This is a genomic window from Mesorhizobium sp. 1M-11 (assembly GCF_001303895.1).
GTDB lineage: Bacteria > Pseudomonadota > Alphaproteobacteria > Rhizobiales > Rhizobiaceae > Mesorhizobium.
On sequence record NZ_LJSD01000011.1, the window covers coordinates 626,432 to 652,701 of the forward strand.

Sequence of the window (26,270 nt, forward strand, 5' to 3'; positions counted from 1 at the left end):
GGCATCAGAAGCGAATGCCAAGCCTTGCGTCGACGCCATTGGTCGACGACCCCGAGCCGAACTCGCCATTATAGGAGATACCGATCGTGGCGTTGTCGGTCACCTTCATGTCGAGACCGGTCTGCAGCACAAAGGTGTTCTTGGCGATCGGCACACCGGCCACCGTGAACAGGCTGGAGCCGGCAAAGCCGACCTTGGTGAACGGCGTGGTGTCGCCGAAGGCATGCTTCCAGCCGACCGTGCCGTTGGCCGATGCAGCGACCGAGCCCAGCATGAAGTCGGTCGAGGCACGAAGACCGAGCGTGGTGAAGGTGGTGTTGGTCGTCTGCGCCTCGGCGCTGAGCGCCGCAGCACCGCCCTTTTCGGTGAAGCCGTCCGTGTGCAGGCTGACATGGGCGAGGTTCACGAAAGGCTCGAAGGCGGCACCTGCCGCATCGAGGCGATAGCCCAGTTCACCGAAGGCCTGAAAGGCGCCGGCATCGTAGTCAGCCGACAGGCCGTCGTTAAAGCCGCGGAAGGAGACGGTGCGGCCGGTCTCGATGTTGCTCCAGGTGTAGGACAGCCCGGTGCGCAGCGCCAGGGCACCCCAGCGTGTACCGCCGTAGAGACCAAGGTGATAGTTATCGCTGTCGCCGGACGACGAGCGGTCCTTGGCATCGAAGGAGGTGCGGCTGTAGCCGGCCAGCACACCAACGCGCCAGGCTTCCGCGAACTCGGTATCGATACCGGTAACGAAGCCGCCGGTTGACTGCTTCATTCGAGACGCGTTGCCGTCACCGTCGAGGCTGCTCCAGGCACCGAACACCTGTCCCCAGGCCGCAGTTTTGGCGGTGGTGGCGGCTTCGATGTCCTTGCCGTCAGGGCCATAAGCCATCACCGGCAGGGGCGCTGCCGCGACATCACCGAAGGCCGCACGAACGCGATCGTTGGCAAGATTGCGCACGTATTGCGATGAGTTGATCAGTGCAGTCGAACCGGAAGCATGCACCTCGCCCGACAGTTGTTCGAAGGCCGCACGCCCGTCAGCAGCATTGAGCGGCAGCAGCGCATTGTAGAGTGCATGCCCCGCGCCACCGTCCTGCGGCAGCGAGTTCAACGCGACCGCGGTTTCGTACTGATTATGTGTCTCAGTCACGTCGTCGAACGGACCACTCACATTCGGGCCAGGGCGCGAAGGCGTGCCGGGATTACCTGGGTTACCCGGATTTCCAGGGTTGCCCGGTTCACCGGGGTTACCCGGCTCACCCGGATTTCCTGGTTCGCCCGGATTGCCGGTGTCCTTTACCTTGATCTTCAGGTCGACCTGATTGGTCTGCTGGTCCAAAGAAACATCGAGGAATGCCGACTGCGAAATCGCCTGCGCAAACTGACCAGTGATGCCGCCCGCCGCCGTCAGGATCGTGTAGGCCTGCCCGGTCTGATAGTTCGCTGCAGCGTCCAACGCGGTCACGTTGACGTTGACGTTGTCCCCGATTCCGACAATCCCGTTTTGGTTCACGGCTTCGACGACAATCTTGTCGCTCGCGCCGTTGCCTGCGATGTCCACGTTGTAGATCGAACCGGGATAGAAGGTCAGGTCGCCCTTGACCGTAATGGTGCCGATGCGATTATCGGATGTTCCGGGCGTGATCACGCCACCATTGATATCGGTCGAGCCGACTGTACCCCAGCCTTCAAGCCGGCCCTTGGCGTTCACATCAACCACGCTGGAATAATAGCTGTTGTTCGCAACGAGCTGGCCGGTCGCACCGCCAAGAACCAGCGTACCGTTGTTGACCCTGAAGCTCGTTCGGGTTGGAGAGAGCGTGTCCGGATCGGACGCGGCCGTGCCCAGGTCGCCCTTCAAGACCAGCTTTGCGCCATCGCCATCGACCACAACACCGCCACCCAAGCTGCCGGCGGTGGAATAGAACTTCGTCAGGTCACCCGACAGGATGGTCTCGCCAGCCAATGCGGTGATGATGCCGTCACCGACCAGGGCATTCTCAAGCGTATAGGCGGTGCTGCCAGAACCCGTATGGTTGAAGCTCAAATGCCCCTCATTCTGCGTCGACCCGAACGTTATGACAGCTTCCTTGTTGATGCTGCCTGCCGCCTCGGCGGCAAGCGCCTTCGGCTCATCGAAGACGTCCGACATGTCGATCTTGCCGCCAATGGTCAGGTAACCATTTTCGCCGGTCAGCTTAATGCCGTTGGCGACGTTCAGCTTGGCGCCGTTCGCAACTGAAAGATTGCCGTCTTCAATGGTCAATTTGTCGGTGACGTTGAACGACGATTTTTCGCCGGTAAGAAAAAGCATGTTCTCCGCGACGATTGAATTACCAATTTCTGCGGTCGAGGTTGTAACAACGCCACCACTCTCGATGGTCATGTCGCCGCCCAGCTTGAAGTTGCCGGCATTGACCCATTTCGAGCCCTCGCCGGTGACAAGCACCTTCGTACCGGGGGTATCGCTGAAATCACCCGCGGTCTCTACATCGATGGAGGTAATGGAACCTCCGTCCTTGATGGTAACCGTAGAACTGCTCGTGCTGCTGAGACCTGTGATGAGAGTGAGCTTGTCAGTGTTCAGCAGCGATCCCGGGCCCGTGACCGTCAGTGTCCCCTTGGATTCCTGCCCATCCCCGACATAGGTATACTTGGCGTCTACACCGCCCCCAGCTTCGACGATGAGGGTGCCATCGCCACCCGTGACACACATAGCAGAATAGCCGTTACAACCACCGCCAACCGTAAGTGTGTTGCCCAGGATGTTGTTGGTACGCGCGACATCCAGTCGGGATCCAAGGCCACTCACGGTAACGGTGGCTTGAGAGCCGCCAATGCCAGCGATGATCGCACGACCTGCAACAAGGGTCTCCGCACCATCGCCAATCGTGACGGTTGTCCCTTTGTTGTTCAAGCCGATGATCAAGTCTTCATCGAAAGCCTGATCCAGGTTCCAGGAATGAGACGCACCATCGTCGAGGGTAAAATCTGCGGCAAAGGCCAAGGTTGTGGTCAGCCCCACTCCCAATGCGGCAGACAGAGCAATTGAGGCAATACCTACTCCGCCGCTGCCCAATACCGTGGAAGCCAGGAGAATTTTGGTCCAGCGCGCTGCGCCTGATTTTCCGATCGTATTTCCGATCAATACACGTCCCTCATTAAGTGCAAAGCGTTCGTCGCCGAACAATGAAACATGACCGTCGAAGCCCGCCCGCCCGACGACCACACTTGAAACCGCAACGGCGCGATCTAGCCTTTTGAGGGTTGTGGCGGCCATTAGCACACATGCACTAGCGGAAGGTCCGCGCCTTTCCGCCCTGGGCGCCCGTCGATAAAATCAAAACAAAACAAGCGCTTGCGAGGCAAGCGCTTGTTCAATCGTCACATATCGCCTAATGCGGCGACCCTTCAGCAGTTGCCATGTTCTAGAGGGTGGCCCCCTGCGCCATCTGCGACAGCGCTTCCGCAGAATCGTTTACCCATTTCACTGCCGATGGCCGAAGATCGAGATCGAAATGCTCGTGCCCCAGCAAGGCATTGACGATGACGGCGCTGCGCCATGCCATCAGACTGAGCTGTGGTTCGGCGATGCCGTGGCTGTGACGGCCGGCATTGAGCGCAAAGATGCGCGCGGCCTCAGGTCCGTCCCATTCCACCGAAAAATCCTCACGCAGCTGATAAAGGCCACGTTCGTCGAGATCCAGCCGCTCGCCCAGCGGCGCCAGGAATTCCGGCACTGTGAAAACATAACCGGTGGCGAGTACGACGGCATCGGCGCTCACCATCTCCACACTGCCGTCGAAACCATTGCGCATGACGAGGCGGAACTCACCGCCCTCATGGCGCAGGTCGAGAACCTCGCGATGCGGCAGGAAGGCGAGATCGTGTTCCTTGCCGGAGAGGTGACGCAGCGCATAGCTCTTCTGGTAGATCGCCCGTAGCGTCGAAGCCGAAATGCCGTCGCCGGCCAGTTTCTGCTGGGCAACGGTTGGTTGCTTGCGCGAGCGCGGCAACGCATGGAACCGTTCGACATATTGCGGGGTGAAAAACTCGTCGGTGAAGGGAGAATCGTCCAAAGTCTGGAAATTCTGCCGACGGCTGATCCAGGCAATGGACTGGTCCGCCGCCTCCGGTTGCGACAGCAGATGCTGCATGATTTCGGCACCGCTTTGGCCGCCGCCGATGACAACGATACGCCGCCCTTTCAAGCCACCCAGCCGGTAGGCCGCCTGGCTGGTGTGGAAACAGGTGCTACCCAGCGCTGCCTGCCCCCAATCGGGAATGTTCGGCTTCAGCCCGACGCCGAGCGACAGATTGCGCGCCAGGCGCGTTTCGGCATCGAAGCGAACATGGAAAACTCCTTCTTCGAAACGGACCTCGCGCACGGATCGCCCGAAGCGGAGATTATCGAGACCGGAGGCGACCCAGGAAAGATAGCGTGCGAATTCACGACGTGGGATCGCGTCAAAATCGGCGTTGAGGAATTCGTAGAACCGCTTCTGCGAAACCAGGTAGCTGGCGAAACTCCAGGGGCTGGTCGGCAGCGTAGCCGTCACCAGATCCTTCATGAAGGATGTCTGCAGTTCAACGCCTTCCAGCATCATGCCCGGATGCCAGTCGAAGGCCGGTTTGTCGTCGAAGAAACACACATCGGCGGAAGGGATTGCATCGAGATGCGCCGCGAGGCTCAGGTGGAAGGGACCGATGCCGATACCTGCGAGGTCTAGGACTGGGGATGTCATGGACAGCTCCGTTGTTGATCAGGCCGCTTTGCCCCGGCCGATGGTCAGGCCGAGGTACAATGGGTTGTCGAGTTCGGTGCCGAGGGCGGGGACAGGTCGCTCGCCGGCGTCACCATAGCCGATGGCAAAGCGCACCTTGTTGATGGCGATGCGCGGCATTTTCGGTTGGAGCAGATCGAACAGACGGAAACGCTCCGCAAGTTCGGGGTGCTTTGCCTGATAGGAGACGACGCAGTCGGCGAGCACACGATAGAAGACCGCCTCATCCAGCCCGTCGAAATCGGCTAGCGCAGCCGAGACGAAGCGCAGCACGCTGGCAATATGGCCAGTCTGCAGATGCTGCAGCAGATGCGCCGGCGGGCGTCGCTTCAACGTGGCGCGAACCGCCGGGTCGAGTGTCGCAAGTTCCGGGAAATCGGCATCGACCAGGTCCAGATCGCCCTGGAAATCCTTGACCGCAACGCCGACCGGCACATCCCCCTCGAGGAGGATGGTGATGTTCTGGCCATGGGCGATGAAACCGACACCGTAGCGGCACAGGAAATGATAGAGCGGCACGAAGACGCTGGAGAACAGACGCTCCAGCCAGACCTCGTGGCCAAGCCCCGAAAGCTCGATCAAGGCGCTGATGACGGGGCGGCCTTGCGCATCGGTTTGCGCAAGTGCGCCCATCATCATCGGTCGCCTGCCTTTCGGCAGGTTCTGGAGCGGGCTCTCGCGCCAGATCGCGCCCAGCATTTCCAGGTGCTGGTAAGGCGCGGCCTCGATGCGTTCGAACTGAGGGTGCGGATAAAAGGCGCCCGCCACTTCGCCGAGGACATGAGCCGGTTCCAGCACGGGATCGGCGGCCGCCACATCGGCCAGCCAGCGTGACAGGAGCGGGCCTATGTCCATGTATTTGCCGGGCACGCCACGCCATGCCGAGGTGTTGAGCACGGTGAGCGGCAGCTTCACGTGCAACGCCTCCGGCCGCGAGACGTTGGCCAGCGTGCGCAGCGATTGCTGGGCGGCAAAATAGTCGCCGAACTGTCCGAGCGGCACGATGCGCCCGGCAGCGACCTCACCGGCATAGCTTGCGGCAAGCATGGCCTGCCATTGCCAGGGATGGACAGGCACCAGCAGATGCGTGTCGGCAGACGCGCCTGCTGCGTCGCGGGCAGCCTCAAGCCGCACCCGTTCGGTCCGATTGAGGGCTGCGTCGAGCAAAGCGTCTTCGGTGATGTCGGGATCGACCGAAAAGCGCAGATGCGTGCGTTGCGCGGCAATCCAGAACAGCTGGAACTCGGACACGAATTCGGGCGAATAGGCCTCGAAAGCCTCGAGCCCCCAGCCGATGCGGCCTTTGTTCGCCGGCGCCTTCGGATGGCCGTCGAGCAGACGCTGCAGGTCGAGGTCCGGCAATCTGGCGAGGTCGAAGGCGGTGAAGGCCTGACGCTCGGCAAGGATGCGCACATCCGCCATCAGCGTGCTGTAGAGTTCCTTGGCGTAGGTGCTGAGGGTGGGCGCCGAAATCTCGAGCACGGCACGCGCATCGACGAAGAAAGCAACGGCATCATCCACTAGCGTCTCATCGCCATTTGCGACCCGTACCAGCGTTTCCGGATTGATTGACAACTGACCCCAGATGCGACGCTCGGCTTCGAAGCGATAGGCAACTACGCCGAGCGGCACTTCCCAATGTCTGCCGGCCGCGTTCATCGACCGAACGGGCAACACTTCCTCGTAGATCAATTCCGGGATGGCGCGCGCCAGAATGGCCTGGTTGGCGCGACTCCAGAGCTCGCCGGTGACGGCCCGCCCTTTGGGCAAAGGACCGAGTGATATGAAGTGCCCGCTCACAGGGGCACCTCGCTGAAGAAGCGCTCGCGCTGGCAGCAGACGAACATGGCCCGCTTGTGCGGGAAGTCGAATTCCTTGACCTTGTCGTAGGCAGCATGCGCGCAGTAGCTCAGCATCTTATGGTTCGTTGCGCGCGGTTCGCCGACGATGAGCTGCGTGCGCGGGTCGTCAAGAAACAGATAGTGGGTCACCGAACGGAACAGCGCCATCGTCTTCGGCCTGCCGAGATGCCGCTTGTTGCCGATCAGACCGTGCCAGCCGCGATCGTAATCGGTCGGCTCATAGTAAGGCCCGAGGCGATCTTCCTTGCCCCAGTAGAATTCGAGATAGCCGCTCGGCTCGCCGTCCAAGCTGGCGATGACACCGAAGATATGCGGGTCCTGTTCCTGCGCGGCGAGATAGCCGTCGAGGTCCTCACGACTCTGCGCCAGCTCCCAGAAGAAGGAGACGCGGCCGTCATTCATCCATTCGTGGAACAGGTCGAGGTCATGACGCCGATCGATCGGCCGGAACGACAAGGTGAGGTCGATCTCGGGCAGCCACCGCTCATACATGACGCCATTAGGGCGTGGTGAACGCAGCGGCGGCAGCCGATCGGCCGGGCCGATCGATGTTTCGACGGCAGGATAGGTCAGGTGCGAAGCCTGCTTGCGCCAGAGCAGAGGCAGCTGCCGCAGCACGGAACGCTTGAGAACCGTGCGCAACTTGTCGGCGACAGGGTCTGCAGTGCGTGCTGTCGCCAGCGCGATGACCGGCCAGGCCTCCTCGACCGGCGGCAACAGCAGCTGCCCAGCGTCGGGAAAGCGGCAGAAGACCGCATCGGCAAGTGCGGCCAGCATCTGCGGCTGGTCGTGACGGCCTACCTCGAAGACAACGTCATCGAGGAGCAGATTGGCTTGGTGCCGGATCAGTACCGCCTGCGCGATGCGGATACCGGCAGGAGACACCAGGCTCAATTTGCTACCGTCGAACCGGACTTCGAACGCGCCGTCGTCCGAGCCTAGGTAGTGTTTGGTCACGGCAAGAATACCATCGGTTTGGTCGGGCTTTTCTCTCAGTTGGATGTTCATGCGGGCTTCCTCGTGAAAAGCGGATTTGACATCGGGACGTAACCGGCAAGCGGATCGGTCACCTCGGTGTTCTCATTGGTGTTCTTCAACGAAAACAGGAAATTGCCCTTGCTGCCGAGCGTGGGCGAATTGAGCAGATAGTCGAGGCAGGCCGGGTTAGCGGGTGTCCGCGCGGCGAGCCGTTCCAGCAGCAAGCGGAAGCGGGCAAGCAATGCCTCCTCGCTGGACAATCCGGCATCGGCGAGTGCCGAAATGACGGCAAAGACCCCGTTGATGACGAGGTAGTAGCCGAACAAACGGGCAGCGGCGTCCGCATCGAAGACGTGATCGCCCTTGCCACCTGCGGAAGGCAGGTGCTCACGCAGCATCGGCAGGAACTCCCGGACATAGCCGGTGCCCTGGCAGTCGCGGAAATAGAGATGGCTGGGCCAGCCGTCATTCAGCCCGACGACGACGTTCTGCTGATGCGCACCAAACAGCAGTCCGAACTCCGAGAAGGCAAGAAAGAAAGGTTCGATCACCGTATCGAGGAAACGTTCGAACCAGCACTCCGCGACCACGGACAGTTCCAGACCTTCCTGCTTCGCAACAAACCGGACGAGGTCGGAAAGATGGCTTTCCGCCTTGCCCGGGTGACGCTCGCATAAGGCACCCAACACAGCTGCCTTGGGCGGGCTATCGCGCACAAACGGGTTCTCGCGGAAGGACACGATGGTGCTGGTGAGCACCGCGCCGCCGGGTCCATCGCGCAATGCCATCCACGCCGGCTCGCCGAGTACCGTCAATGTCGGGCAGACGTCTCTCAGTTTCCCGCTCAACGTGCCCTTGACCAGGCGGTGCACAGAAAGCCCCCGGTCGCATTCGCGCCGTTCGATGACCCGGCGCGAATTGGTGAGCTTGAGGTCGAGCGAGAATTTCAGCATCCAGGCGCTGTCGGCAGAATGGATCGTGCGCAGCGACGTCGTCGCGCGCCATGAAGGTCCGCCGAGCCCTAGATCGCGCACCAGACCCGCCGCGAAGAGCCCCTGCATGGCCGGCACCAGCATCAGCCGCGAAGCCTGCCAGGGATGCATCGGGAAGAGCTGTGAGCCTTCGGCTTTCCGAACGAGCGAGACAGCGTCCTCTCCCGTGAGTCCCTGCACCATCTCCCTGACGTCGTGCGCTTCGACACTGCCACAGGCAAAAACATCCGGATGCACGGCCCACCAGCGCAGCTGGAAAGCGCTGCCATATTCATGGCCGAAGCGGCGCGAGTCTTCTTCGGAAAACTCATCGCGGCTCATCGGTGTGGGATGGACGGCATGACCGAAGCGCAGCGCGCTTTCCGCCTCGATGAAGTCCGACACGCCGCCAGCAAACGGTCGTGCAGAACCTCGTATTGCGGCGGTCTGCGCGATCGCGGCGACACTGGCAGCCGCCCGCCTCTGCAAGTTCAGCCTGCCGGCGCTGCTGGAACGGCCGCGGATGTCTTCCTCGCGCAACAGCATGGCGAGAACATCGAAGAGTTCGATTTCAACGGGATCCGGCTTGCCGTCGGTCAGAAGCCAGATCCGGCCGTCGAAACCGTGATAGCCGACGCATGACCGATGACGCAGTGGCGCGACAACGACCGCGCCGGTGGCTGGCAGATCAAGAACAAGAACCTCTTTGGCTCCAGCGGAGATACCGTAGCATTCGGCGCGATCGAAACGGCATCCTTTCCATTCCCGGACAAGAGAATTCAATAATCTATCGACAGATGGAGCAATATTACTTCTATCTTCTAGGTAAGTAATGGCGTCCATTTGTTTTAACTCACAGCAGTTGCAATTATATATTTATTGTGGAATTGAACACAGGCAACTCTAAAAAACCCTTCCTCCACTTGTGATGACCTCCATTTCCTCTCTCGAAGAAACAAACCTGACGCGGCGCCTGGCGCTCGGCGCCATGTCGATCGGCTTCGGCCAATCGGCCTTTGTCGTCTTGGTGCCCCTGGTGATGGCTCAACTGGGGCTGACGACCTTCGACCTCGGCTTGGCTGTGGCCGCGGGCACATTCGCCTTCCTGATCGGCGCACCCTTGTGGGGCAGCGTAGGCGGCCGTATCGGCCATGGCCGCATGATCCGTCTGCTTGGGCTGGCGATGCTGGCCGCACAGGCACTGCTGGTGATCCAGCTGCTGGCCGGACCAACTGCCTACGGTATCGCTGTCGCCGGACTGATCGTTTCGCGCCTGCTCTATGGCTTTGCCGCTGCAGGTGTGACGCCCACTGCTCAGGGCTGGCTCGCGGGCACCGTCGATGCCAGTCGCCGGCAGGCAGCCTTCGGACTGCTGAGTGCCGGCCTCAATTTCGGCAGGCTCGCGGGTTCGGTAGCCGGCGCCGCTGCCGCGATCACCACGCAGCTTACCGTCGCCCTGTTTGCGCTGGCTCCGCTCCTGCTGTGGCTGGCCCCGAAGGGTACAGCACCTCAGGCTGATGCGAAGGTCGGTTCGCCTAAGCTCTCGCCATTCGACAGGCGGATCCTGCCTTTCCTGCTGATCGGCACCTGCATGACCGCCGGCTTTGGACAGGTGCAGATCATGCTCGGGCCATTGCTGCAGTGGAAGCTCGGTCTCGACGCCGCGCAGGCGACGGCCATGACCGGCGCCGCGCTCGCGCTGGTGGCTGTAACGATGATCGCGGTGCAGGCGCTTGTGCTGCCCAGGTTGCACTGGAGCGAGCGCAACGGCATCCTCGCCGGCACTGGTCTGGTCGCAGCCGGAATGGCCGGCCTCACGATCGCCAACAATTATGGCGCAGGCGCCCTGGCGCTGGTGGCAACGGGCTTCGGCACCGCGCTGGCAACGCCGGCCTACACGGCCTGGCTTGCACGGCGCGTGGACAACCACGAACAAGGCGCCGCCGCCGGCTGGCTGTCGAGCGCCCATATCGTCGGCCAGACGGCCGGTGCCCTGATGGGCGGTTTTGCCTTCCAGTTGGCACCGGAGCTGCCGCTGTTGGGCTGCGCGGGCCTGGCTTTTGCTGCCGCCGCAATTGCCGCGATGCTCGACAGGCGTGGCGGTATGCAGCGATGAAGCCATCGACCCGCGCGCCATCATGAGACGGCCTCCGCCGGGCGTTCAGCCGCAGCAGCGCTGCGCAGCATGCCGTAGGTCATGATCACGGCGATACCGGAAATCGCGGTCGCCAACGCGAATAGCGGGCCGTAGCCCAACATGTCAGCCAGCCGGCCAGCAAGCATGGAACCGACCAGATAGACGATGAGCTGGGCGCAGGAGAGAATGGTGAAATCGGTGCCCGGCTGCTCCGATGAGGTCACCGACATGAACAGGCTGTAGAGCGCAACGATTTCCATGTAGCGCACCATCGTCTGCAGGAAGGACGCGCCGAAGATCGGCGCGGCGCCGGTGAACAGCGCGAAGGCGTGCAGCATGAAAATGGCGAAGCAGATGGTGCGCAGGCCGCCGAGCAGCGCCAGGACAGACGCCGAGCCATATCTGCGCAGGAGCAGCGCCGCGATGAAGGAACCGCCGAGGCCAACGGTGACGGCCGCACCGCCGGAAAGATAACCGATCCAGTCGAGCGGCACGCCGGCATCGACGAGATAGGCGCCTTCCATGGATTTCACCAGGCCTTCGCTGGCGCGGTAGACCAAGGCGATCCACAGGATCCGCCGCGCCTCTGGCCTTGCCAGGAAGCTGCGGATCGAAGGCCTGGTCAGAGCCGCTTGGCTGTCAGCGGCAGGGTCGGTCTCGCGCATAGCGAGCGCGGCCACCAGCGGAATGAAAGAAAGCACGGCGATCGTGACGATCGTAATGTCCCAGCCGTAGCGATGATAAAGAATAAGCCCCAGCGTGCCGCCGATGACGACGCCGAGCGCCACTGAACCGCCCTGGATGGCGTTGCCGATCGGCCGGTCGGCAGGATCGAGATATTTCGCGGCATAGCCGTCGGTCGCGATGTCCTGTGTCGACAGAAGCATGGCGACGAAGAAGCCGATCGCAAAGATCGCCCGGACATCGGTCGGTTCGACGGCAAGCATGCCGAACAACGCAGCGATGATGCCGAGCTGGGTGATGATGACCCAGCCGGCTCGGTGAGCGCGTGCGAAGGGACGATACCTGTCGATCAGCGGCGCCCACAGGAATTTGAGCACCAGCGGCAGCATCAGCAGCGACAGCATGCCGATGGCGGTGCGGGAAACACCCTGTTCGCGCAGGATCGGCGGAATCGCCGCCGCGAACAGGTAGGATGGGATGCCCTGCGCCAGATAGAGGCCGCCGAGCACGGCGAAGAGCCTGAGCCGCGGGCGGTTTTCCTGGATTTTTGGGAATTCCGCCGCGCTCATGCCGTCGCCCCTCAGAAAGTGACCTTGAAGGATGCCGCAATGGTGCGGCCAAGCCCTGGCACGTCAGCCCCACGGGTCGCGGATGCGGTCGGGTTGACATAGTAGGTGTCGAAGAGATTGCGGACGGCGAAATTGAGCTCCTGACCGCCGGCGAATTTCTTCGTCACACCGATATTGGCGAGGATCGCACCATCCAGCTCCTGGCTGGCGATGCGATCGCGGCCGGAGAACATCTCCAGTTCGGTGCGCAGCGTCAGGTTGTTCTCGAAATGCGTGACGACATAAGCCAGCCCCTTGTAGGTGGTGGGGATGCGGTTGTTGGGCAGATATTCGTTCGAGCCGATCTTGCCGTCCCGGTTGGCGTCGTACTTGCCTTCGACGTAGCCGACCGAGCCGCCCAGAGTGAACATCTCGTTGATGTCGTATTCGGCGTTGGCCTCGAAGCCCCAGATGCGCTCCTTCTGCTGCGACACCCGGTTGGCGGCGATGTCGTAATTGACGCCATTGTCGGAGGTCGACAGGTAGGCACTGGCACCGCCACGTACATTGCCCCAGTCGCCGCGCAGGCCACCCTCCCAAGTGTTGACCACCTGCGGCTCGGGCGCGATGTCGGCATAGCTGATGCGGTAGTCGGGCGCATTGGTGCAGGGCAGAAGCGGCCGGATGCTGGTGCCGTAGGCGTCACAGGTTTCGGCGTTGGTGTTGAGACCGGCACGGCGGGTGAAACCGCCGATGTCGGTAAGACTGAAACCCTGCGAGAAGTTGCCGAACGCCTGCAACTCCGGAGTGATGTCGAAGACCGCGCCGGCGTTGAAGGTGGTGGCGTTGTAGTCAAAGGATCCGCCGACGACGTCGATCGCCGGCAGTCCGACGAGATTCGACCCGACCAGCACCGCGGCGGCTGGACGCTTGAAGTTGTCGACATCGAGATAGAACTGGTCGAAGCGCACCCCGCCCTGCAGGCGGAAACGTTCAGTGACAGGCACCTCGGCCTGCGCGAAGGCGGCTATGGAATTCTGCGCCGATGGTGAAATGGCGTCCTGGCCGTTCAAAAGTGTCTGCCCGGTCTGATCGTGGGTAAAATCGAAACCCCAGGTCAGCGTGCTGCCTTGGGTGATGAAGTCGACCGGCGTATTGACGGTGGCGTTGATGCCCGAGCGCTGCACCTCCAGCGCCGTCTGATTGAAAGAAGCGGTCGGGTCCCGATTGATCGGCAGCAGCGTCGGCCGCGCCGGGTTGGTCGGAAGATAGACCTGGGAGTTCACCCTGGAGAACTTGGTGAAGGGCGACTGCTTGAAGATGTCGTTGTAGAACGCCTTCAGTTCGAGCTTGCCGAGCGCGAAATCGCTGTCGGTGTATTTGGCCGTCAGATATTTGGAATCCTCGATGAGCGGCTCGCCGGTGTAGGCATCGGAGAAATTCGGCTTGACCGGATTGCTCAGGTAGTCCGTGAACCAGTCGGCCTTCTGGCGCGCATAGGTCCAGTCGGCGCTGAGTTCGATGCGCTTGGAACCGTTTTCATAGCCGATCACGCCAGACAGATCGCCCCAGCCTGTGCGATCGCCGCCGCCCTGCCCAAGCATGGCGTCGGAGGCCATCTCGTTGCCATGGCCGTCATAAGTGCGACGGCTGAAATTGCCCGAGGCGGAAGCAAAATAATCGACGTCACCGCTGCGGCCCTCGACCTGGACATTGCCGCTGGGTGCCGCCGACTTGCCAAAGTTTTCGGTGAAGGTGGTGACACCGGTGCGCACCGTGACTTTCGGCGTGTCGCTGGTGCCGCGCTTGGTGATGAAGTTGATCGTGCCGCCCGTGGCGCCGGCGCCGTAAAGGCTGGAGGCGCCATTGATGATCTCAACACGCTCGACCGTGTCGAGGTCGATGGTGGCGAGGATACGCGACACGTCGCGCAGTGGCGTGTTGCGCGGCACGCCGTCGACCATGATCAGGACGCTGCGGCCGCGGAAGGTCTCGGAAGCCCCCGAAATCGTCTCGTTGCGCGGCGCGTAGCCCGGAACCAGACGTGCGATCAGGTCGGAGGCATTTTCGCCCTGCCCGACCGCCGTGCCGATGGCATTCTGGTCGATCACCTGCACCGACTGCGCAACGCTGGAAATCGAGCGATCGTCGCGCCCGGTAATGATGATCTTGTCGAGCATCGTCGCGTTGTTGTCCGCAGGTTTTTGCGCGTCCTGCGCAAGCACCGGTTTCTGCGCATTCTGCGCAAGGGCCGGCCCGGCCAGGATCGAGGAAGACAGCAACGACACCACGACAAGCTTCTGCATTTATGCCCCTCACAAAATTGCGGAGCCAGCAATGCCCTCTCGCGGCTCCCTGAAGGGCGCCTAAATAACTTAACCAAACGAGTCAAGTTTGAAGATTACAAAAACAGTCAAGTTTTTGCAGGATGATGTTGCAGTGCCACATAATGTGGCATGCAGCGAGGAATTTCGTCTGGTTGATGCCGGCAGCCATCGCCGTCGCGTGGCCTCAACAAAAGCCACACCAAGCTCTGTGTTTGGAGAATGCCTTCCGGCGATCGGGCCGGTCAGCTGCGCTCCACCGGACGCCCGGTCGACTGGCGGACGTGAAGCTCTGGCTTGATGAGCTCCTGCGAGGGGCGCACCGTCTGGCCGTTCAGCTTGTCCAGCAGGGCGCTGGCCGCTCGGCGACCGACCTCGCGCTGGCCGTTCCAAACGGTGGTCAGTGCCGGCGTGGCGATCTGAGCTTCCTCGAGGTCGTCGTAGCCCGTCACGGAAATATCGACGCCCGGCACCAGGCCGGCGCGAGCGATGCCGTTCATCAGACCGATGGCGACGAGATCGTTCCAGCAGCAGGCCGCGGTCGGTTTGTCCTTCAGCGCCAGGAATTGCGCCGCCGCTTCGAAGCCACCCTGCTTGGTGCGCGGTCCGGGAACACGCCAGGACGGCATCACTTCGAGCCCGGCCGCTTCCATGGCGTTGACGTAACCCTGATAGCGGTCGCGGCCGGTGGAAGTCTGATCGGTGCCGCCGACCATGGCGATGCGCTTGTGGCCGAGCGAGATGAGATGATTGGTGGCAAGGGCAGTGCCATAGGCGTCATCCCCGCGGAACACCGGCACATGCGCATCTTCGACATCGCGCGCGATCAGCACCGCCGGCAGGCCGTTTTCTTCGGCCATGATGATATCCGAAGCCGGCGTGTCGATTGCCGGCGACATGATCACGCCATCGGCACCAAGCTGCAGCAGCGTATCGATGAAGGTGCGCTGCTTGTCGAGCTGGTCGTAATGATTGGAGAGCAGGAAGGTCTGCCGGCTGCGGTCCAGTTCGTGCTCGATGGAACGCAGGATCTCAGCGTAGAACGGGTTCATGATGTCGTGCACGACGACCCCGACGATGCCGGAACGGGAGGTGCGCAGCGAGGCCGCACGGCGGTTGTAGATATACCCGATCTCGCGGGCATGTTCCTTGATCTTCTCGCGGGTCGAGCCCGCGACCAGCGGGCTGTCGCGCAGCGCCAGGGAAACAGTGGCCGTGGAAACGCCGAGCGCATCGGCAATGGTCGAAAGCTTGATCTTCTGTGCCAGCGCTCTGGGCTCCCGCTCACGATTTAAACTGTTTAAAAGCGGCTTATGCCATCGAACGACGGCAAATCAAAGCTTTTTTGCCAGCTCGCCGGTTTCGGCGTCCAGAGCCGCCTTGTTGCGCACGCGCAGCCGGTGTTCACGGTGCAGGATGTAGAGCCCGCTGGCGACGATGATGGCTGCACCGGCGAGCGTCCAGCCATCGGGAAACTGGCCGAAGATGAAGTAGCCGAAACCGATCATCCAGATCATTTGCGAATAGGGATAGGGCGCCAATGCGGTGGCGGTCGCCAGCTTATAGGCACGGATCAGCAGCCAATGACCACCTCCTCCGAACACGCCAAGCAGAAGCAGGATCAGCCAATGCCAGGCATCCGCCGGCAAAGTGGCGGAAAAGAACAATGTCGGCGAGAGGATGACCGCCGGTGCCAGTGCCGAATAGAAGATCAGGCTTTCCGGTGTCTCGGCCGCAGCCATACGCCGCGTCATGATCACGTAAAGCGAGTTGGAGAGCATCGAGCCGAGCGCGAACAGATGGCCGATGCCGAACACGCCGACACCCGGTCGCGTAATCACCAGCACGCCGATGAAACCGGCCAGGATTGCCAGCCAGCGCCGCCAGCCGGCCCATTCGCCAAGCAGCGGGCCCGCAAGCGCTGTAATCACCATCGGACCGAAGAAATAGATCGACGTCGTCTCGGCCAGTTGCAGCGTACGCAACGCGACGATGTTGCAGAGCGTCGATCCCGCCAGGAGCATACCGCGCAGGATGTGAGCCTTGAGATTCCCAGTCCGGAAACGCCCGATGCCTTGCCAGCCCCGAAACAGGCCGATCACCAGCACGACATGGACGCTGAAGCGCACCCAGGCAATGAACAGCGGCGCCAGGCCGGCAAGGACCAGATATTTGATCGAGGTGTCGAGGAAGGAGAAAACCACATAGACGGACAGCATGTAGGCGATCGCCGCCGGAGGCGTCGCACTTTCATCCTGTCTGTCTGGCTGGCTCACTGCGGCAAGGCGTCACGAAAATAATCTTACCCGCTTGTGCGGGAAGTGGCGCCTAGCGGCAACACAAAAGATGCCGTCAGTCCTGGAATTTTACGCTCGGACGGTCTCCGCCGCCCGCCTCCCTCAGGCGTGCATGCGCGCACCCTTGGTGATCTTGTCGACGATCTTCTTGTCCGCCCTCAAGGCGAGACCAACCACCTTGGCATCGTCCGGCGCGAATTTGGCGAAGGTTTCGCGATTAAGCGCATCGAAGCCGGTCGAGAACATCTCCTCGACATAAAGCGAGACCTTCACGTCCCGCTCCAGGGAGCGGCGATGGATCGTGGACAGGGTTGCCTGATCGGCTGACAGGACGATGACCGGCTGGATGGACAGCGCATTGTAGAGATTGCCGCTGCGATCACGATAAGGCTCGCCGATCATGTCCGGGAACTGCGCGGCGACGCCGGTGCTCAAAAATGCGGTGACGTTGAGCTTTTGCCAGACGGCGAGGTCTTCCCTCAGCACCACTGTAAATTTCGTATCGAACATGCCAGCTTCCTATATTGGGTTCCGATGAATGAGATGATGTCCACCGATCTAGCTGCCGAGGCCTTCCAGGGTCTTGGACGTTTGTGCGCAAACGACAGCGGCGACCGCATCGTGCAGGCGCCGGGCACAACGGGCCTGGAACGCATCGAAGCCTGGTTCCATGGTCCGGTTTTCGATCCGCATCGCCATGACACCTATGCGATCGGCGTCACGCTTTCGGGCGTGCAGAGCTTTCGCTATCGCGGCGCGGTGCGGCATAGCCTTCCCGGCCAGTTGATCGTGCTGCATCCCGACGAGGTGCATGACGGAGGCGCCGGCACGGAGAACGGTCTGCGCTACCGGATGCTCTATCTGGAACCGGCCCTGCTTGCGGGCGCCATGGGCGGCGCGCCACTACCCTTCGTGCCGGAAGGGATCGTCAACGACGCCGGCTTCCGCGCCATGCTTGCCAGTGCGCTCGGTGAGCTGGACCAGCGACTGGATGAGCTGTTCGTCGATGATTTCGTCGCTGAGCTCGCAGGCTTCATGCTGCGCCATGCGAGCCGCCCGGCCAAGCCCCTGGGCAAGACAGCCTGGCGCGCGGCGAACCTTGCCCGCGATTACCTGAAGGACAACGCGTTGGATCTGGTGCGATCGGCAGAGCTGGAAGCCATCACCGGTCTCGACCGCTATGCGCTGTCACGTCATTTCCGCGCAGCCTTTTCCACCAGTCCACATCGCTTCCTGGTGATGCGACGGCTGGAACAGGCAAAGAGGATGATGTCGCTCGGCACCCCGCTGGCTGAAATCGCCGCCGATGCCGGCTTCAGCGACCAGAGCCATTTCAATCGTCAGTTCAAGAAGGCGTTCGGCCTGACACCGGGGCGCTGGTCGGCGCTCATCCGCGGCGAAGGGCCGGTCGAAATCCTGACAGCCGCTTAAACCGCAACCGCGGGACGGATCTCCTGTTCGTCCTCGTCCTCATCGGCGAGCACGATCTCTTCGTCCGACAGGTTCGCCTCGACGCGAGCCAGGAGCTTGAACAGCGTCTTCTGATCCTTCTTGTCCAGACCGCGCAATGCCTGCTTTTCGGTCTTCTTCACCGACTTCTCGATGGCGTGGATGGTCTCGCGGCCCGAATCGGTCAGGAAGATATGCGCCTGGCGGGCATCTGCGTTGGAAGCGCGCTTCTCCAGGAAACCCTGTGCCTGCAGCCTGTTGATGGTCTTGGTGATGGTAGGCGGGCGAACGCCCAGCCGGTCGGCCAGCGTACCCGGTGTCTGGCCGTCCTCCCGGCTCAACGCCAGCATGATCTGGTCCTGCCCGGCATAAAAGCCATGAGCCAGCAATCGGGCGGCGAGTGCCGTTCTTGCCAATCTGGCTGCGGAATGCAGCCGGCTCATCGTTGCACTTTTGTCAGCCTTGGCCATGGTCAGTCTCCTGGACCGCGCCTAAATCGGCACAATAGCCGCGGCGCCTGGATTGGCAATGAGTGTTCAAAGAGGCCGGCGAATGAACCGCTTTGCCGGCAAGACACGCAACATTCGCCGTGGCTAATGACAGATGATTATTTCAGTTAGATGACAAAGCATTATTGCAGCGCAAGATGCTTGCAGCGGCTAGAGCAACTCCAGCAAAAGTGCGCAGCGGTTTTGCCTCCGGAATTGCGTAAAAATAGAGCGTTGGAGCATTTCCGCGTTTCCGTGAAAAACGGAAACGCTCCAATGACAGCAGACCCGTCTGGATCAGCGGTTTGACAGGTGCAAAAGCCGAAGTGACGTCCTATATGGAGGGAAATTTCCCTTTCGAGGCCCGATATGAGCGAGACACAGACGCAGATCCCCGTAACCGTGCTGACCGGCTATCTCGGCGCGGGCAAGACGACGCTGCTCAACCGCATCCTCTCCGAGAATCATGGCAAGCGTTATGCCGTAATCGTCAACGAATTCGGCGAGATCGGCATCGACAATGATCTGATCGTGGAATCCGACGAGGAAATCTACGAGATGAACAATGGCTGCGTCTGCTGCACGGTGCGCGGCGACCTGATCCGTACGGTGGAAGGCCTGATGCGCCGCCCCGGCCGCTTCGACGCCATCCTGGTCGAGACCACCGGCCTTGCCGACCCGGCACCGGTTGCCCAGACCTTCTTCATGGACGACGACGTGCGCTCCAAGACCAAGCTGGACGCGGTGGTGGCGCTGGTCGACGCCAAGCACCTGCCGCTGCGCCTGAAAGACTCCAAAGAGGCCGAGGATCAAATCGCCTTCGCCGACGTGGTGGTACTGAACAAGACCGATCTGGTGACGCCGGAAGAACTCGCAACGGTCGAAGCGACCATCCGCGCCATCAACCCGTCCGCTCGCATTCATCGCACTCAGCGTTCGGGTGTGGCGCTGACCGAAGTGCTCGACCGCGGCGCCTTCGACCTCAATCGCGCGCTGGAAAACGATCCGCACTTCCTGGAAGCGCATGATCACGACCACGATCATGAATGCGGTCCGGATTGCGATCACGATCACCACCATCATCACCACGACCATGATCATCACCACCATGATCACGATCATGACCATCATCACCATGCCTCACCGATCCACGACGTGACGGTGCAGTCGGTGTCGCTGCGTGGCGGCGAGATGGATCCGAAGAAATTCTTCCCCTGGATCGAGAAGATCACCCAGATGGAAGGACCGAACATCCTGCGCCTGAAAGGCATCATCGCGCTGAAGGACGATCCGGACCGCTATGTGCTGCAGGGTGTGCACATGATCATCGAAGGCGACCACCAGCGCGCCTGGAAGGACGGCGAGAAACACGAAAGCCGGCTGGTGTTCATCGGCCGCAAGCTCGATGCCGAGCGGCTGAAGTCCAGCTTCGACGCCTGCCAGGCGGCGTAAGCTCTTCGCCGTCGCACTTTTCTTGCCTGGACCGGCAAGGTCGAGTAAGCCCCTCACCGGCTTTCAGCTGATGAGGGGCTGCTTTTTGATGGCCCATCCAAAATATCGCATGGAATTTCTGCCCTATGCCCACAGTCGCCCCGCTTGATATCGACGGCCATTGTATAGCTGCCGTTTTCCTCAACGACGTGCCGCATTTCGCATTTGCCGACGGCGCGGTGCACCGGTTGGATAATGGCCACAAGACGGTGCAGGCCAATGACGGGTTGCTTGCCGCCGCCTACGACGAGGCCAATGGTCGGCTGATCACCGGCGGCGAGGACGGCAAGGTGTTTTCCGTCAAGCCGGAAGGCGTTGTCGAGGAACTGGCCGCAGCGGGCCGCAAATGGATCAGCAGCGTTGCCGCCGGCCCGCAGGAAGCGGTCGCCTGTGGTGCAGGTAAGAGCGCTTTCGTCCGCTTCAAGGATGGCAAGATCAAGGAATTCCAGCATCCCCGCACGGTGGAGGGTGTGGCCTTCGCACCGCGCGGCATGCGCATCGCCGTTGCCCGCTACAATGGCGCCACGCTGCATTTCCCGGCCACCGACGGCAAACCGGCAGAGCTGGAGTGGGCCGGTGCGCATACCGGCGTCACCTTCTCGCCGGACGGCCACTTCCTGGTCACCACCATGCAGGAGAACGCGCTGCATGGCTGGAAGCTGGCCGATGGCAAGCATATGCGGATGTCTGGCTATCCGGCCAAGGTGAAGAGCCTCTCCTGGAGCGCACGCGGCAAATGGCTGGCCAGTTCAGGCGCACCTGCGGCGATCGTCTGGCCTTTCCAGGCCAAGGATGGTCCGATGGGCAAGGCGCCGCTGGAACTCGGCACGCGCGGCAACACGATGGTCACTGCCGTCGCCTGCCATCCCAGCGAAGAGGTCGTCGCGATCGGCTACGAAGACGGCATGGTCATTGCAGCGCGCTTCCATGACGCCAAGGAAGTCATGCTGCGCCGTCCCGGCAAGGGTGCCATCACGGCCTTGACCTGGGACAAGGCCGAACGTCGCCTCGCCTTCGGCAGCGCCACAGGCGATTGCGGCATCATCGACATCACCGCCTGATCCTCATCCGACACTTTGTGCTGACGGCTTGCGCCGCAGCGCCAGCCCGTCGCGCATGTTGAGTGACAGCAGGATGATGTTTGCCGCCCCTGCCGCGAGCTCGAGCGCCTGCACAACGACGAAGGCTGCATCGAAACGACCCTGCCCCGCCCAGCCCGCCAGCATATAAGCCGAGGGCAGCAGTATGAGCAGACCATTGATGGCGATGAACCGCATGCGCCGTTTCTTGCGCTGAACGATCGAACTCTTCCAGCCTTTGCCGAGGGAAAAACCGGAAGCCCCGGCGACAGCCATGGCCGGAATGAGCACAACCATGCCGGTGAGGATGGCTGATTTCACCGCCGCGATCGTTTCCACATTGCCCGACAATTCAGCCGCGGCTGTTGACAGCCAGAAGCAGACAACAGCGAGCAGCGCGACGGCACCGGCCGCCGCGTGGACCTTCGCTTTCATCGCGACCTCCCACAATTTGAATAGCATGCTATATATCATTGCATAGCATGCTATTCAATAGCTATTGCTGAGCGATGGCATTTCAGAAAGAACGCTCCGCCGGTTTCCTCGCCAACCAGATGGCGCGCCTGTTCGCCAAGGGACTGCAGCAAAGAATCCGTTCGCTGGGTCTGGCACCCGCACAATTCATGACCCTGTTGGCATTATGGGATGAGGACGGGCTGACCCAAAGCGAATTGGTGCGCCGTCTCGATGTCGAACAAGCGACGATGGCCAACACGTTGACTCGCATGGAGCGCGACGGACTGATCGAACGACGCTCCAACCCCACCGATGGTCGCTCGCAATCCATTTACATGACGCAGAAAGCAAAAGGTCTCTGCGCCCCTGCCACCGATGCTGCCCGTGCGCAGAACGCAGCCGCTCTGGCTGATTTCAACGATCAGGAGAAAGAGATGTTCCTGGCATTGATGCGCCGCGCCATCGCAGCCATGCACGATGAATAGGCAGCCGGCATCATCACAGTTTTTCTGGCCGAATTTGCAACAAAAGCGCTGAATCAACACACGTTTACCGCTCAGCCAATTGCGGTCGTCGATCGCATTTGATTAGAGTACATCCGCGCCAACAGGGGGAGTGAATGAGCGTAAGCAGGGGTTCCAACGGCACCATCGGTGGCATTGACGCCAAGCGCATCGCGCAGTTGCGGGCAGCAGAGGCGGAGATTTTCCGAGAAGCCCGTCCGAAATCGCACGCCCGCACGGGCAACGGCATCGCCGGCTATTTCGACGGTGTGCCGATGCACTGGATGACCGACTGGCCGACGCCCTTCCCGATCCTGGTCGAAAGCGCCAGACGCGCCACCATCACCGATGTCGACGGCAACCAGCTTGACGATTTCTGCCTCGGCGACACCGGCTCGATGTTCGGCCATTCGCCGGCGCCGGTCGCGCGCGCTATCCGCAGGCAGGCCAGCCGTGGGCTCACCTATATGCTGCCGTCCGATGATGCGCTTGCCGTCGGCACGCTGCTGCAGGAGGTTTTCGGCCTGCCTTACTGGCAGATCGCCACCACCGCCACGGACGCCAACCGTTTCGCGTTGCGCGTTGCACGCGCGGTGACCGGCCGCGACAAGATCCTTGTCTTCAATGGCGCCTACCACGGCTCGGTCGACGAGACGATGGTGCGCATGAAGGATGGCAAGCCGATCAACCGGCAAGGACTGGCCGGCGAGTTCCGGGATTTGACCGAACGCACCAAGATCGTCGAGTTCAACGATCTGCCCGCACTGGAGGCGTCACTGAGAGCAAGGGACGTGGCTTGCGTCATCACCGAGCCGGTGCTGACCAATTCCTGCATGGTCCTGCCGGAACCTGGCTTCCACGATGCACTCAGACGCCTTACCCGCGAAACAGGCACGCTGCTTCTGATCGATGAAACGCACACGATTTCGACCGGTCGTGGCGGCTATACGAAAACCCATAGCCTCGAGCCGGACCTTTTCGTCCTGGGCAAGCCGGTCGCCGGCGGCGTGCCGGCCAGCGTATGGGGCATGAGTGAAGAGACTGCCTCGCGCTATACCGCCTACAACCGTAGCAAGGAGCCCGGCTATTCCGGCATGGGCACGACGTTGTCAGGCAATCCGCTGCAGTTCGCCACCATGCGCGCCACGCTGGAAGAGGTGATGACGGCGAAAAACTACGCCCATATGGAAAGGCTGGCGGGCGTGCTCGCAGCCGGCCTGGCGGCCGCGATAAAACGCCATCGCCTGCCCTGGCATGTGATGCGCGTCGGTGCCCGCGTCGAGTTCATTTGCGCGCCCGGCCCGCTTGGCAATGGCGCCGAGGCCGAAGGCGCGCATGCACCGGAACTGGAAGCGGCCGTCCACGTCGCCCTGGTCAATCGCGGCGTGCTGATCGCGCCATTCCACAACATGATGCTTATCTCGCCGGTCACCACGGCGGCACAGGTGAAACGACTGGTTGCCGCCTTTACCGAAGTTGCCGCCAAGCTCGCGGCATGAGAGAAGCCAGACAATCATCCTTCAGAGTAAAATCATGACCTCACCTTCCGGCTCGACGCCCGCCGAAGCCTCGGCATTCCTGGAAGCCCATCCTGAAATCGAAGCCTTCGACATCGTGCTGACGGACGCCAACGGCGTCGGCCGCGGCAAGATCCTGCGGCGCCACGAACTCGCTGGCGTCTATGAAAACGGCCGCCATATGCCGATCTCGATCCTCGGGCTCGACATCACCGGCGAGGACGTCCACGAAACCGGCCTGATCTGGGACTCCGGCGACGGCGACCTGCGCGCCTGGCCGATCCCCGGCACGCTGGTGCCGCTGCACGGCACCAACCCGCCGCGTGGCCAGGTCTTGATGGCGATGTATCATCTCGACGGCGAGCCGATGACGTCGGACCCGCGCCATGCCTTGGCCCGCCAGGTCGAGGCACTGGCCGCCAAGGGGCTTCATCCGGCCGGCGCCTTCGAGCTGGAATTCTTCCTGCTCGGCAACGAGCGTGATGCCGATGGCAAGGTGCAGCCAGCCAATGCAGTGCTGGATGGACGCCGCAGCGGCAAGACGGAAGTCTATTCCGTCGATCATCTGCATGGCATGGAGCCGCTGTTTTCCGACATCTATGCGGCCGCCAAGGCGCAAGGCATTCCGGCCGAAACGGTGATCTCGGAATATGCGCCCGGCCAATACGAGCTGACGCTGAACTACCGCAAGGATGTGATGCGTGCCGCTGATGACCTCATCATGCTGAAGCGGGTGGTGCGCATGCAGGCCCGGCGCCACGGCGTGACGGCCTGTTTCATGGCCAAGCCGATCGAAAAATATGCGGGTTCCGGCATGCATTTCCATGTGTCGCTGCTGGATGGTGCCGGCAAGAACGTCTTTACCGAGACAACACCCGGTACCTGGTCGCCCCTGCTGCTCAATGCGCTCGGCGGGCTTGCTGAGACGATGGCTGAATCCATGCTGGTGTTTGCCCCACACGCCAATTCCTGGCGCCGGTTCGTTTCGCAATCCTATGCACCGGTTGCCCCGACCTGGGGGGTCAACAACCGTTCGGTGGCCCTACGCGTGCCGGCCGGCGACGCCAAGAACCGTCGTATCGAGCACCGTCCCTCCGGTGTCGACGCGAACCCCTACCTCGTGGCTGCGACCATTCTGGCGGGCGTTGCCAAAGGACTTGAGGAAAAGATCGACCCAGGCCCCGAAGTCACCGGCAATGGTTATGAGGCGGCCGGCGAGACGAAGACCAAAATGCCGATCGACTGGCGTGCAGCGATCGAGGCCGCCCGTAGCTCATCGTTCCTGAAGACCGCGCTTGGACCGGACCTGCACAAGACCTTCGTCGAGATCAAATGGGCCGAATATCTGCGCGTCGCCCGCACGATCAGCGAGCTGGATTACCACCTCTATTTGCATGAGGTGTAGCCCGCCTGCCCCGGATCGGGCTAAGCTAGCGCACCAGGATTGCCCTGAGGTCGTTGACATTCGTGCCGGTCGGACCCGGCACGAACAGATCGCTCACCGCGTTGAAGGCCGTCCAGGCATTGTTGCCGGCCAGCATCGCCTTGGCATCAACGTCGGCTGCCCGCATGCGCGTCACGGTGGAGGCATTGCAGAATGCGCCGGCATTGTCTTCCGAGCCGTCGATACCATCGGTGTCGGCGGCGAGGGCATCGATGCCCTCGACACTATCGATGCCGATCGCAAAGGCCAGCAGGAATTCCGAATTGCGCCCGCCCTTGCCCTTGGTGCGCAGCGTCACCGTGGTTTCACCGCCAGACAGGATCAGTACCGGTTTCTTGAAAGGCCGGTCGCGCGTGGCAACTTCGCGGGCGATCGCAGCATGCACCGAACCGACTTCACGCGCCTCGCCCTCCAGCGCATCGGAGAGGATGACGGCCTCGACACCCTGGCGCCTGGCCTCTTTCGCGGCCGCTTCGAGCGAGACCGCGGCCGAAGCGATGACATGCACCTCGTTGCGGGCAAATTTCGGATCATCCGGACGCGGCGCTTCAGAGGCCGGCGAATTGATGTGCGCCATCACCGCATCCGGCAGCTTCATGCCGTAGGCGGCGATGGCGGCGAGCGCATCGGCGCGGCTGGCCGCGTCTGGAACGGTTGGCCCGGAAGCAACAAGCGCCGGATTGTCACCGGGGATGTCGGAAACGATCAGCGACACCACCCTGGCCGGCCATGCGGCGGCGGCCAGGCGCCCGCCCTTGATGGTGGAGACATGCTTGCGGATGGTATTCATTGCCGAGATCGGTGCGCCTGAGGCAAGCAGCGCCTCGTTGACGGCGATTTCGTCAGCAAGCGTCAGATTGCCTGCCGGCGCCGGCAGCAGCGCGGAACCACCGCCACAGACCAACGCAACGACCAGATCGTCCGCGCTAAGACCTGAGACGATTTCCTGCAGGCGTTTGGCTGCAGCAAGACCGGCAGCGTCGGGAACGGGATGCGCGGCTTCCACCACTTCCAGGTGTTTGGTCTGTGCGCCATAACCGTAACGCGTAACGATCAGCCCCTCGATCGGCCCGTCCCACACCTTTTCGAAGGCCGCGGCCATCTGAGCCGAACCCTTGCCCGCGCCGATGACGATCGTGCGCCCCTTGGGCTTCGCCGGGAGATGCCTGCGGATTGTGAGCTCAGGGTCCGCAGCGGCCACGGCAGCCTCAAAGATCGAGGTGAGGAAGGCCTTCGGATCGAGGGTCATGGCGGAACCTTGTTATTTACGGCG

Annotated in this window: 20 protein-coding genes; 7 read left to right on the forward strand and 13 right to left on the reverse strand. The window is 61.9% G+C overall.

All coding sequences use genetic code 11. The annotated features are described in order from the left end of the window. Positions 1-4: 4 nt before the first annotated feature. The 5 genes from AO692_RS06830 to AO692_RS06850 all read right to left on the reverse strand — a co-directional run bounded on the left by AO692_RS06830 (position 5) and on the right by AO692_RS06850 (position 9,363). Positions 5-2,992 carry an autotransporter domain-containing protein gene (locus AO692_RS06830; RefSeq protein ID WP_210168292.1) on the reverse strand — a complete coding sequence of 996 codons (2,988 nt, stop codon included), beginning with the start codon at positions 2,990-2,992 and terminating at the stop codon, positions 5-7. 421 nt (positions 2,993-3,413) lie between these two features. After that, positions 3,414-4,730: a SidA/IucD/PvdA family monooxygenase gene (locus tag AO692_RS06835; RefSeq protein ID WP_054309265.1), complete on the reverse strand. Its 1,317-nt coding sequence runs from the start codon at positions 4,728-4,730 to the stop codon at positions 3,414-3,416. A gap of 18 nt (positions 4,731-4,748) precedes the next feature. Then, on the reverse strand, positions 4,749-6,569 hold the full coding sequence (locus tag AO692_RS06840; protein WP_054309266.1) for an IucA/IucC family siderophore biosynthesis protein: 1,821 nt from the start codon (positions 6,567-6,569) through the stop codon (positions 4,749-4,751). Further along, complete coding sequence (locus AO692_RS06845) at positions 6,566-7,639, reverse strand: GNAT family N-acetyltransferase (protein ID WP_054309267.1); 1,074 nt, start codon at positions 7,637-7,639, stop codon at positions 6,566-6,568. The genes AO692_RS06840 and AO692_RS06845 overlap by 4 nt, the downstream gene beginning before the upstream one ends. Next, the gene (locus AO692_RS06850) at positions 7,636-9,363 is read right to left on the reverse strand and encodes an IucA/IucC family protein (RefSeq protein ID WP_161808047.1); all 1,728 of its coding nucleotides are present in this window, start codon (positions 9,361-9,363) and stop codon (positions 7,636-7,638) included. Before AO692_RS06850 ends, AO692_RS06845 begins: the two co-directional genes overlap by 4 nt. 145 nt (positions 9,364-9,508) lie before the next feature. On the opposite strand from AO692_RS06850, the gene AO692_RS06855 reads away from it, so the two are divergent. Beyond that, positions 9,509-10,696: an MFS transporter gene (locus AO692_RS06855; protein WP_054309268.1), complete on the forward strand. Its 1,188-nt coding sequence runs from the start codon at positions 9,509-9,511 to the stop codon at positions 10,694-10,696. A gap of 20 nt (positions 10,697-10,716) precedes the next feature. On the opposite strand, the gene AO692_RS06860 is transcribed toward AO692_RS06855, so the two are convergent. The 5 genes from AO692_RS06860 to AO692_RS06880 all read right to left on the reverse strand — a co-directional run bounded on the left by AO692_RS06860 (position 10,717) and on the right by AO692_RS06880 (position 17,080). Next, positions 10,717-11,970 (reverse strand): MFS transporter, encoded by a 1,254-nt coding sequence (locus AO692_RS06860; protein ID WP_054309269.1) that lies wholly within the window; start codon positions 11,968-11,970, stop codon positions 10,717-10,719. 11 nt (positions 11,971-11,981) lie between these two features. Next, the gene (locus AO692_RS06865) at positions 11,982-14,255 is read right to left on the reverse strand and encodes a TonB-dependent receptor (protein ID WP_082407235.1); all 2,274 of its coding nucleotides are present in this window, start codon (positions 14,253-14,255) and stop codon (positions 11,982-11,984) included. A 263-nt stretch (positions 14,256-14,518) separates the two neighbouring features. After that, positions 14,519-15,541 carry a LacI family DNA-binding transcriptional regulator gene (locus AO692_RS06870; protein WP_054309270.1) on the reverse strand — a complete coding sequence of 341 codons (1,023 nt, stop codon included), beginning with the start codon at positions 15,539-15,541 and terminating at the stop codon, positions 14,519-14,521. Positions 15,542-15,607: 66 nt separating this feature from the next. Further along, entirely contained in the window at positions 15,608-16,492 is an 885-nt protein-coding gene (locus AO692_RS06875; protein WP_054309271.1) for a DMT family transporter, read from the reverse strand. A 180-nt stretch (positions 16,493-16,672) separates the two neighbouring features. Beyond that, positions 16,673-17,080: a DUF2000 family protein gene (locus AO692_RS06880; RefSeq protein ID WP_054309272.1), complete on the reverse strand. Its 408-nt coding sequence runs from the start codon at positions 17,078-17,080 to the stop codon at positions 16,673-16,675. Between the two features lie 36 nt (positions 17,081-17,116). Between AO692_RS06880 and AO692_RS06885 the strand changes: the two genes are divergently transcribed. After that, a complete protein-coding gene (locus AO692_RS06885; protein WP_054309478.1) occupies positions 17,117-18,001 on the forward strand; it encodes an AraC family transcriptional regulator in 885 nt (294 codons plus the stop codon). On the opposite strand, the gene AO692_RS06890 is transcribed toward AO692_RS06885, so the two are convergent. Next, positions 17,998-18,489, reverse strand: a complete 492-nt coding sequence (locus tag AO692_RS06890; RefSeq protein WP_054309273.1) for a MarR family transcriptional regulator — start codon at positions 18,487-18,489, stop codon at positions 17,998-18,000. The two genes, AO692_RS06885 and AO692_RS06890, sit on opposite strands and share 4 nt — an antisense overlap. A 387-nt stretch (positions 18,490-18,876) precedes the next feature. Here AO692_RS06890 and AO692_RS06895 point away from each other — a divergent pair, with 387 nt between their 5' ends. Together AO692_RS06895 and AO692_RS06900 are read left to right on the forward strand one after the other, a co-directional pair. Further along, positions 18,877-19,959, forward strand: coding sequence for a GTP-binding protein (locus AO692_RS06895; protein ID WP_054309274.1), 1,083 nt, complete (start codon positions 18,877-18,879; stop codon positions 19,957-19,959). A gap of 125 nt (positions 19,960-20,084) precedes the next feature. After that, positions 20,085-21,059 carry a WD40 repeat domain-containing protein gene (locus tag AO692_RS06900; RefSeq protein WP_054309275.1) on the forward strand — a complete coding sequence of 325 codons (975 nt, stop codon included), beginning with the start codon at positions 20,085-20,087 and terminating at the stop codon, positions 21,057-21,059. A 3-nt stretch (positions 21,060-21,062) separates the two neighbouring features. Here the strand turns inward: AO692_RS06900 and AO692_RS06905 are convergent, their stop codons facing one another. Continuing rightward, on the reverse strand, positions 21,063-21,512 hold the full coding sequence (locus AO692_RS06905) for a hypothetical protein (protein WP_054309479.1): 450 nt from the start codon (positions 21,510-21,512) through the stop codon (positions 21,063-21,065). A gap of 74 nt (positions 21,513-21,586) precedes the next feature. Here AO692_RS06905 and AO692_RS06910 point away from each other — a divergent pair, with 74 nt between their 5' ends. The 3 genes from AO692_RS06910 to AO692_RS06920 all read left to right on the forward strand — a co-directional run bounded on the left by AO692_RS06910 (position 21,587) and on the right by AO692_RS06920 (position 24,958). Then, positions 21,587-22,018, forward strand: a complete 432-nt coding sequence (locus AO692_RS06910) for a MarR family transcriptional regulator (RefSeq protein WP_054309276.1) — start codon at positions 21,587-21,589, stop codon at positions 22,016-22,018. A 134-nt stretch (positions 22,019-22,152) separates the two neighbouring features. Beyond that, a complete protein-coding gene (locus AO692_RS06915) occupies positions 22,153-23,535 on the forward strand; it encodes an aspartate aminotransferase family protein (protein ID WP_054309277.1) in 1,383 nt (460 codons plus the stop codon). A 34-nt stretch (positions 23,536-23,569) separates the two neighbouring features. Beyond that, entirely contained in the window at positions 23,570-24,958 is a 1,389-nt protein-coding gene (locus tag AO692_RS06920; protein ID WP_054309278.1) for a glutamine synthetase family protein, read from the forward strand. A gap of 25 nt (positions 24,959-24,983) precedes the next feature. On the opposite strand, the gene AO692_RS06925 is transcribed toward AO692_RS06920, so the two are convergent. Then, positions 24,984-26,246 carry a glycerate kinase gene (locus AO692_RS06925; RefSeq protein WP_054309279.1) on the reverse strand — a complete coding sequence of 421 codons (1,263 nt, stop codon included), beginning with the start codon at positions 26,244-26,246 and terminating at the stop codon, positions 24,984-24,986. Between the last annotated feature and the right edge of the window lie 24 nt (positions 26,247-26,270).